At 52.3% G+C, this 8,824-nt stretch carries 6 protein-coding genes, 1 rRNA gene and 2 riboswitches; of the genes, 6 read left to right on the forward strand and 1 reads right to left on the reverse strand.

Annotation, left to right across the window (positions count from 1 at the left end):
• Window position 1: 1 nt before the first annotated feature.
• The 5 genes from EVJ21_RS13970 (at window position 2) to EVJ21_RS13990 (ending at window position 7,574) form a co-directional block, all read left to right on the forward strand.
• Window positions 2–955, forward strand: coding sequence for an AAA family ATPase (locus EVJ21_RS13970; protein WP_070329107.1), 954 nt, complete (start codon window positions 2–4; stop codon window positions 953–955).
• On the forward strand, window positions 952–2,019 hold the full coding sequence (locus EVJ21_RS13975; RefSeq protein ID WP_131490742.1) for a DUF58 domain-containing protein: 1,068 nt from the start codon (window positions 952–954) through the stop codon (window positions 2,017–2,019). The genes EVJ21_RS13970 and EVJ21_RS13975 overlap by 4 nt, the downstream gene beginning before the upstream one ends.
• Complete coding sequence (locus EVJ21_RS13980; protein WP_131490743.1) at window positions 2,016–4,112, forward strand: transglutaminase domain-containing protein; 2,097 nt, start codon at window positions 2,016–2,018, stop codon at window positions 4,110–4,112. Before EVJ21_RS13975 ends, EVJ21_RS13980 begins: the two co-directional genes overlap by 4 nt.
• A gap of 41 nt (window positions 4,113–4,153) precedes the next feature.
• A riboswitch (purine riboswitch) is annotated at window positions 4,154–4,254 on the forward strand.
• A gap of 111 nt (window positions 4,255–4,365) precedes the next feature.
• Window positions 4,366–5,889 carry a glutamine-hydrolyzing GMP synthase gene (guaA, locus tag EVJ21_RS13985; RefSeq protein ID WP_070329119.1) on the forward strand — a complete coding sequence of 508 codons (1,524 nt, stop codon included), beginning with the start codon at window positions 4,366–4,368 and terminating at the stop codon, window positions 5,887–5,889.
• A 133-nt stretch (window positions 5,890–6,022) separates the two neighbouring features.
• Window positions 6,023–6,124: riboswitch (purine riboswitch) on the forward strand.
• 88 nt (window positions 6,125–6,212) lie between these two features.
• A complete protein-coding gene (locus tag EVJ21_RS13990; protein ID WP_131490744.1) occupies window positions 6,213–7,574 on the forward strand; it encodes an NCS2 family permease in 1,362 nt (453 codons plus the stop codon).
• Between the two features lie 20 nt (window positions 7,575–7,594).
• On the opposite strand, the gene EVJ21_RS13995 is transcribed toward EVJ21_RS13990, so the two are convergent.
• Window positions 7,595–8,428, reverse strand: coding sequence for a VanW family protein (locus tag EVJ21_RS13995; protein WP_131466588.1), 834 nt, complete (start codon window positions 8,426–8,428; stop codon window positions 7,595–7,597).
• Between the two features lie 332 nt (window positions 8,429–8,760).
• On the opposite strand from EVJ21_RS13995, the gene EVJ21_RS14000 reads away from it, so the two are divergent.
• A 16S ribosomal RNA gene (locus EVJ21_RS14000) occupies window positions 8,761–8,824 on the forward strand; the annotation flags it as partial.

The raw sequence follows: 8,824 nt of genomic DNA on the forward strand, positions 1-8,824 counted from the left end.
CATGTCTTATCGTCCAGCCATTCAATCGATCATCACCGCCATTGAGACGGTGATCGTCGGAAAAGAAGATGTCATCGCGAAAAGTTTGACTGCTTTGCTTGCCGGAGGTCACGTGCTGTTAGAAGATGTCCCAGGTGTCGGGAAGACGATGCTCGTTCGTGCCTTCAGCCGTGCCATCGACCTTAACTTTAAACGCGTTCAATTCACTCCAGACATGCTCCCGTCCGATTTGACGGGCATCTCGATGTATAACCAAAAGACGAAAGAGTTTGAATATCGTCCTGGCCCGCTCATGGGCAACATCGTCCTAGCCGACGAAATCAACCGGACGTCACCAAAGACGCAGTCGGCGCTCTTAGAGGCGATGGCGGAGCGCAGTGTGACCGTTGACGGCGAAGTGAAGATTCTTCCGTCGCCGTTCTTCGTCATGGCGACCCAAAACCCGATCGAGCATGAAGGGACGTACCCGTTACCGGAAGCCCAACTCGACCGTTTCCTTCTCAAAATCGAGATGGGCTATCCGTCATTTAATGAGGAGATTGCCTTGTTGACCCGCTTCGAGAAGGCAGAACCGCTAGAAGCGTTGCAAAGTGTCATCTCGAAAGAAGAAGTGGAACAGATGCAGCGTGAAGTACGCGACGTTCACGTCTCGAGCGCGGTCAAGCAGTATATCGTCCGCTTGATTCATGAGACGCGGAACGACCCGTTCACATACCTCGGCGGAAGTCCGCGGGCGACGCTCGCTCTAATGAAAACGGCTCAGGCGTGGGCATACATCCATAACCGTGATTTCGTCTTACCGGATGACGTCAAGGCGCTCGCAGGAAGCGTGCTCGGGCACCGGGTATTGTTGACGGCGGAAGCGCGCTATAAAGGGAAGACGTCAGAGCAACTCGTCAAAGGGTGGCTCGACACACTTCCCGTCCCGATGGATCGCGAGGTCAAGGAAGTATGAAAAATTGGATGAAGCTGTTCCTCGTCTGGGCGGCGGCATTCGGACTTTATGCGTTCGCTCGCATCGAAGGGAGTATCGTCGCGTCGACGCTATGGTGGTCATTTTTCGTCTTGACCGTGTACTGGACGCTGTTCATGGTGTATCCGGTCACGGCGGCGAACGTGTCTCGTCGCGTCACGACAAAACGACTCGTCTCTGGGCAGACGATGGACGTGGCACTTCGAATCGAACGAAAGTACCCGTTCCTCATCGGTGTCGTTACGCTTGAAGAGACACCGCCATCGCGCTTGGCCGAGGTGACGGATCCGATCGTGACCCCGGTCGATCGTTTCTTTCGACGCAGTGAGACGGTCCATTATGAGGTTGAACACATTAAGCGAGGCATTCATGTGTTTGACCGGACACTCCTTCACGTCCGTGACGTCTTTGGGTTATTCGACCGTAAACGGACGCTTCGGATTGAGACGGTCGTCGAAGTCTCCCCGGCTGAACTTCCTTTCGATTTGCCGCGCGATGAACATGTCGGCGGACGGGGCGAGCAATATCGGCGCACCCGGACATATACCGAAGTCGCCAATACGACGAGCGGTGTCCGTGAGTATGCGGCCGGTGACCGTATCGGCCGGATCGATTGGAAAGCGTCGGCCCGTCGAGACAACTTGATGACGAAGACGTTCGACCAAGAACAAGAAAAGAAACTATCGCTCGTATTCGTGCCGTCGGCTTCGGCCGGGCATGAGGAAGCGTTCGAACGTTCGCTGTCACTGCTCGTCGGGGCGATTCGGCAACTCGAGCGCAAAAACTTGCCGTTTGAACTGTACGTCATTGAAGAGCAAGTCCGCTTGTTCCATTTGCCGGACCAAAGTGCCGAGCTTGGGCATTACCTGTTGACGGCGACGCCGGAACCGGAAGGCCGTCTCGTCGAGCGGGTCAAGCGCAACATGCCGCAAGAGACGGGCAACTTAATTTTGATTAGCCCGTTCGAGACGAAATGGGTGCGCGAACTCATGCATGAGACCCAAGGCAGCTATCATCTCTATACGGCGAATGAGGTGACGACATGACCGAGTGGGTGAAGCGAATCGTTTATACGGCCCTGGCCGCTTATTTGTTGTCATTTTGGGTTGAACCGATTGTCGGAAGCACGACGTTTGATGTGAACTGGCCGTTTTTATTTTTGTTGCTGGTGCCGATGTTTGCGAGCCTGCTCCCTTGGTACGGCTTTATCACTGTCGTCGTCCTCAACTTTTTTACGGTCCTCTACATCTATCACGGCAGTTTGCTCGACTGGTTCGGACTATGGCTCGACGACTTGACGGGCGTATTGAGCGGGGCGCTGCCTGAAGAAGCCATTTTCTTCTCGGCGATGGCGCTCATCGGTGTCTTGTTTGCCATTTTGGTCGGCCGGACGTATCCGAGCTACGGCTTCGTTCTCGGAATGATTGTCTCGACGCTTGGGTTGATGGCGTATTTTGACACGTGGACGCTCTATGATGGTGAAAGTAATATCCTATTCGCCATCTTGGCATCGCTCTTCCTCTTGTTCGTGACCGATGTGGCGAAGCGTCCGAGCAAATCGCTCGTCCGTTACGTCAGCATCAGCCTGCTCGCTGCGGTCGTCATCGTACTTGGCAGTGTGTCTCCGACAATCGAAGGGGACTGGTCTGATCGGTTGACGACGAGTTTCCAAAACGCGGTGAACGAGGGCGGTTCGGGGAGTGGTCGCGTCGGTTATGGCGTGAACGACGAACAGCTCGGCGGTCCGTTCGAACAAGATGACGGCATCGTCTTCATCGCACGGGGTGTGCCGGCCCGCTATTGGCGCATCGAGGCAAAAGAGATTTATACGGGTAAAGGATGGGTTGAATCCCCTGTCCTCGATTCTGACTATAACCGGGGGCAGCTCGTCGACGATGAGGTCGATACGACCCCGGAACAGGCGTTGCTCCGATTTGACCGTCGCCAGTCGTTCGTCCCCTATGGCGGGGAATACCCGCAGGCTGCAGAGACGGAGAGTGGGACGGAATTCCTTGTCGGAGACATCGAAGAGTCGTTCCCGAATGAGACGATCCACATTCGCCCTTCCGGAAAAATCGTATTCGATAATGACGGACAAGTGACGCCGGAGACGATTCAGTTGCGATACAGCGTCCCTTCATTTACAGAACAACAACTCGAGCTGAACGAACCGGTGACGACGTTGACGGACGAGGAGCAACAAGCTTATTTGCAGTTGCCGGATACGCTACCGGACCGGGTCCGTGATTTAGCGGTCGAGATTATGGCCGACAGTGAGAACCCGTACGAACAAGCGCAAGCGATCCAAGCCTTCTTCCAGTCAGGCGAGTTCCAATATGACACGGAAGATGTGGCAACCCCTGAAGGCGAGACCGACTATGTCGACCAGTTCTTGTTCGATACGCTCGTCGGGTACTGTGATAACTTCTCAACGTCAGCTGCCGTGCTCCTGCGGGCGAACGGCGTGCCAACGCGTTGGGTGAAAGGCTTTACGATAGGGGATACACGCGGAGTCATCCAAGGTGAGGAAGAATATACGGTCCGAAACCGCCACGCCCACTCGTGGGTCGAGTATTTCGTGGAAGGGGCTGGTTGGGTGCCGCTCGAGGCGACGATCAGTTTCTCTGACGCTAGCTTGTTGCAAGTCGAGACGGAATCGGACATCCGAGCAGATGATCCGGTGGCGAACGACCCTCAGGCGAACCAAAACGATCAACAGACGAACCGTCCGCAAGAAGACTTGGCGCTCGACGACGTCGCGACAGGCGAGACGGCGGCCGAGTCGTGGAATATACCGGTTTGGGCTTGGGTGCTCATCGTGTTCGCAGTTGCCTTGCTCGTCTGGAACCGTAAGTCACTCGAACGGTTGATTATGGTCCTCTGGTGGACGAGACGTCCGCTCAATGAACCACGGCTCGTGGCGATGCATCGTTATCTCGTGAAACGGCTTCGCGGCGCCGGATTTAAAGTTGAGGGCCGGACGCCGTCCGAGCTCGCGGCCGAAGTCGATGCGTACTACGAATCGGACGAAATGACGCGCCTGACGCGCTTGTTCGAACAGAGCCTTTACGCCGATCAAACTCCGAATTCAAAATATAAAGAATATTGGAAAATCATGATTCGCCGAATTATGAGTTGAAGTGAACGGGTGCATACAGTAAGATAGACGCATTAGTTAGACAATTGAACAAAGCATTCCTTCGTATATACTCGCGAATTGGCGCGAGAGTCTCTACCGGACCACCGTAAATGGACCGACTATGAAGGAGCACGTTTCGTATACAGAAAAAAGGGCGTGCTTCTTCTTCGGTTTGGTGAATCCGTGGGAGAGGCTCGCTCTTTTTTTGAGATGAAGGCAGAAAGGTGGAGGTTTTGTGAAGATAGAACAAGAAATGATTTTGGTGCTCGACTTTGGAGGACAATACAATCAGTTAATCACACGCCGAGTGCGTGACCTTGGGGTGTACAGTGAGCTTCATTCCCATAAGATGACCGCTGCCGAGATTCGTGAACTTGCCCCGGCCGGTATTATCTTCTCGGGCGGACCGAACAGCGTTTACGCGGAAGGTGCGTACCGCTGCGATCCAGAAATCTTTGAACTCGGTATCCCGATCTTTGGGATCTGTTACGGCATGCAGCTCATGACGCATCACTTCGGGGGACGCGTCGAACGTGCGGCCCATCGCGAGTATGGGAAAGCGACGCTGTTCTCGACACCTGAAGCATCTGCCCTTTACACAGGCTTGCCGGTTGAGCACACGGTGTGGATGAGCCACGGTGACCTCGTCATGGAAGCACCGGAAGGGTTCATCGTCGATGGGACGAACCCGTCTTGCCCGGTCGCCTCGATCAAAAACGACGACCTCAAAATGTATGGTGTCCAGTACCATCCGGAAGTACGTCACTCGGAGTACGGCAACGACATCTTGAAAAACTTCATCTATGAAGTGTGTGGTGCCAAAGGCGAGTGGTCGATGGAGAACTTTATCGACATCGAAGTCGAGAAGATCCGTGAGATCGTCGGCGATAAACAAGTCCTCTGCGCCTTGTCTGGCGGTGTCGACTCATCTGTCGTCGCAGCGCTCGTCCATCGTGCGATCGGGGACCAGTTGACATGTATGTTCGTCGATCATGGTTTGCTCCGTAAGAATGAGGCGGATAGCGTCATGAAGACGTTCGCGGACGGATTCAACATGAAAGTCATCAAAATCGACGCGCAAGAACGCTTCATGGCGAAACTAGCCGGCGTCTCGGATCCGGAACAGAAGCGGAAAATTATCGGCAATGAGTTCATTTACGTGTTTGACGAAGAAGCGTCTCAACTCGTCGATATGGACTTCCTTGCCCAAGGGACGCTTTACACGGATATCATCGAGAGCGGTACCGACACGGCGCAGACGATCAAGTCGCACCATAACGTCGGTGGCCTGCCTGAAGATATGAACTTCACGTTGATCGAGCCGCTCAACACGCTATTTAAAGATGAAGTACGGGAACTCGGGACCGAACTCGGCCTTCCTGAATACATCGTTTGGCGTCAGCCGTTCCCGGGACCGGGTCTTGGCATTCGCGTCCTCGGTGAGATCACAGAAGAGAAGCTTGAAATCGTCCGCGAGTCGGATGCGATCCTTCGCGAAGAAGTGAAGAAGGCTGGACTCGAACGCGATATCTGGCAGTACTTCACCGTCCTCACACCGATCCGTTCGGTCGGGGTCATGGGCGACGAGCGGACTTACGACTATGCGGTCGGCGTTCGTGCCGTCACGTCGATTGATGGGATGACGTCGGACTGGGCACGTATCCCGTGGGACGTGCTTGAAAAGATTTCAGTTCGAATCGTCAATGAAGTCAGTCACGTCAACCGTGTCCTGTACGACATCACATCGAAGCCACCAGCGACAATCGAGTGGGAATAAACTTGAGCAGAGGGGAATCCCTCTGCTTTTGTCTAATTCCGAACATTTAACGAAAAAATATTAATAAAATCCGTCATTTTGTTGACATTCAATTTTAACGCTGATAAGATAAAAACGTTCTTATTCATATCCGAACAATCAAATTAAATTTTGCCGTATAATATCGGGAATATGGCCCGAGAGTCTCTACGAAATCACCTTAAATGATTTCACTACGGCGAGACATATATAAGGGGACGTCTGTCCCTGTATGTTTCGCGTGGGGTCCTCGGTCATTGATCGGGGACCTTTCTCGTTTTACGGCGAGCCAAGGAGGAAAACCAATGAGCACACAGCTCAAGCAAGAACCGAAACATCAACCGTCAGAAAGCCGGATCGAACGTCACTTCCAGTTGAATGAACTTGGAACGAACGTAAAAACCGAACTCGTCGCAGGATTCACTACATTCCTCGCGATGGCGTACATCTTGTTCGTCAACCCGAACGTGCTCGGGGCTGCTGGGATGGACATGGGTGCCGTCTTCGTGGCAACTGGTCTCGTCGCACTTATCGGATCGGTCACGATGGGGCTATTCGCCAACTACCCGATCGCCATCGCGCCTGGTATGGGGCTTAACGCCTTCTTCGCCTACAGTGTCGTCATCGGGATGGGCATCCCGTGGCAGACGGCGCTCTCGGGTGTTCTCGTCTCAGGATTGTTCTTTATCGCTTTGACGCTCTCAGGTATTCGTGAGACGGTCGTTAACGCGATTCCGGCTCCGCTTAAAATGGCGGTGGCGGCAGGGATTGGTTTCTTCATCGCCTTCATCGGCTTGAAAAATGCAGGGATTGTTGTTGCGAACGAAGCGACACTTGTCGGCCTTGGATCGCTCGGGACAGGAACTACGCTTCTCGCGGTATTCGGTCTCGTCGTCAGTGCATTGTTGATGGCTCGAGACATCAAGGGTGGAATTTTCATTGGGATGTTGTTGACAGCCATCGCAGGAATGATTTTTGGTCTCGTGCCGACACCGACTGCAATCTCAGATGTTGTATCGATGCCGCCAAGCATGTCTTCGACGTTCGGCCAAGCATTCATCAACTTCGGTGATGTTTTCACGCTTCAAATGCTCATCGTCATCTTGACGTTCTTCTTCATCGACTTCTTTGATACGGCAGGAACGCTCGTTGCTGTTGCGCGTCAAGCTGGAATCATGAAAGAAAACAAAGTGCCGCGTGCGAGTAAGGCGCTCATGGCGGATTCGACTGCGACGGTTGCAGGTGCGATCTTCGGTACGTCGACAGCGACGTCTTACGTCGAATCGTCAGCGGGTGTAGCGGCGGGTGGTCGTACAGGGTTGACTGCTGTGTTCGCAGGTCTCTTCTTCGGGTTAGCGTTGTTCTTCTCACCACTCTTAGCAGTCGTCACGGCACCGGTTACGGCACCGGCACTCATCATCGTTGGTGTGTTGATGGCCTCAGCTCTCCTCGATATCGATTGGAAAAAAATAGAAATCGCAGTTCCGGCATTCTTGACGATTATCATGATGCCGCTCACTTCATCGATTGCTACTGGGATTGGACTTGGGTTTATCCTTTATCCGCTCATGATGATCGCGAAAGGGAAGACGAAAGAAATTCATCCAATCATGTACGGGATGCTCGTCATCTTCCTTGTTTACTTCATGTTCTTACCGCACGCATAACGTGACTAAGGCCGACTCGATCAAGAGTCGGCCTTTTTGTATACGGTATTCTCTGGCAGGAACGGGTCATACATCGTCAAGGCGTGGTTTTCGGTGATGAACTCGTTACGCAGCAGTGTCCCGTCCTGTGAAATGACTTCTTGGAAAATTTGATTGTGCCGGATTGTACCGCCCCACCATTCCTTTGTGAAATGGTGGTTTTGTTCGTATATTCTATAACTGACGGCCGGCGGGATGTCGGACCGCCATTCGCCGACAAGTTCATCTCCTTCTATATATAGAAGCAATTGATACGTTTGGGTTGTCTGATTCGTAATTTGCAGATCGAGATAATTGTATGAACATGTCGCCCCGCTGCCGAACGGTTGGTCGCGTCTAGAGTCCGGGAATACATCGTAACTGTGCCGATAACGTTCGGTGACGGTGAGTGGGCTGTGCAGTGTGATCCAGTAAATCAAATTCGAAAGTTGACATAGGCCGCCCCCGACACCGGTAGTGACTTTGCCGTAGTGAAGGATCATGCCGTCGACATATCCTTTCCGTTTCGTCGGCCGCCCGATTGATTTCCAGTAAGATAATACTTCACCAGGGTGGACGATCAAGTTGTTAAGTTGCTTGATTGCGATGTGCAGGTTGATCACTTTGTTTCGTTGCATTTCCATATCGACATCACGGAGTCTTCTATATAAAGGTGTGCGATGGGTGTGGATCAAATGAGGCAACGGCGCTTTACTTTTAGTGGACGCATAGTGCTTCTCGTCTGTCATCCATTCAAGACTTCGCTTGAGCGTATATACTTGTGTCCCTGCCCAGATACGTAGGGCAGACCTATGTTTTGGTTGGAGTTGCTGCATGCCGTGGCCACCTTCTGTGAATGAGTATAGGGGACGTATTCGATTAGCGGAGAGTGATTCCTTCTTTAGAGAAAATAAGAAAGGAAATTTTCTAAAGTTTTTTTAGAATAATGCTTGCCAGGCAGTTTGGAGGATGATATAGTTATCTCTGTTGCCAACAACGCTTTCGGAAACGAGAAAAAAAGTTGTTGACATGATTTAAAATGAAATGTTATTATCATTTAGTCGCTAAGGGCGGCAGACGAACTTTGAAAACTGAACGATGAGGCAAAAAAGTTTTACAAGTTTTGATTGAAGCGCAAGCTTCGTCATTTTCAAGAGCTATATCAAATTCTTTGGAGAGTTTGATCCTGGCTCAGGACGAACGCTGGCGGCGTGCCTAATACATGCAAGTCG

The sequence above is a fragment of the Exiguobacterium sp. SH0S2 genome (assembly GCF_004337185.1).
GTDB lineage: Bacteria > Bacillota > Bacilli > Exiguobacteriales > Exiguobacteriaceae > Exiguobacterium > Exiguobacterium aurantiacum_A.

Coding starts and splice junctions, on each gene's coding strand:
- EVJ21_RS13970 (WP_070329107.1), top strand. CDS start 2: ATGTCTTATCGTCCAGCCATTCAATCGATCATCACCGCCATTGAGACG.
- EVJ21_RS13975 (WP_131490742.1), top strand. CDS start 952: ATGAAAAATTGGATGAAGCTGTTCCTCGTCTGGGCGGCGGCATTCGGA.
- EVJ21_RS13980 (WP_131490743.1), top strand. CDS start 2,016: ATGACCGAGTGGGTGAAGCGAATCGTTTATACGGCCCTGGCCGCTTAT.
- guaA (WP_070329119.1), top strand. CDS start 4,366: ATGATTTTGGTGCTCGACTTTGGAGGACAATACAATCAGTTAATCACA.
- EVJ21_RS13990 (WP_131490744.1), top strand. CDS start 6,213: ATGAGCACACAGCTCAAGCAAGAACCGAAACATCAACCGTCAGAAAGC.
- EVJ21_RS13995 (WP_131466588.1), bottom strand. CDS start 8,428: ATGCAGCAACTCCAACCAAAACATAGGTCTGCCCTACGTATCTGGGCA.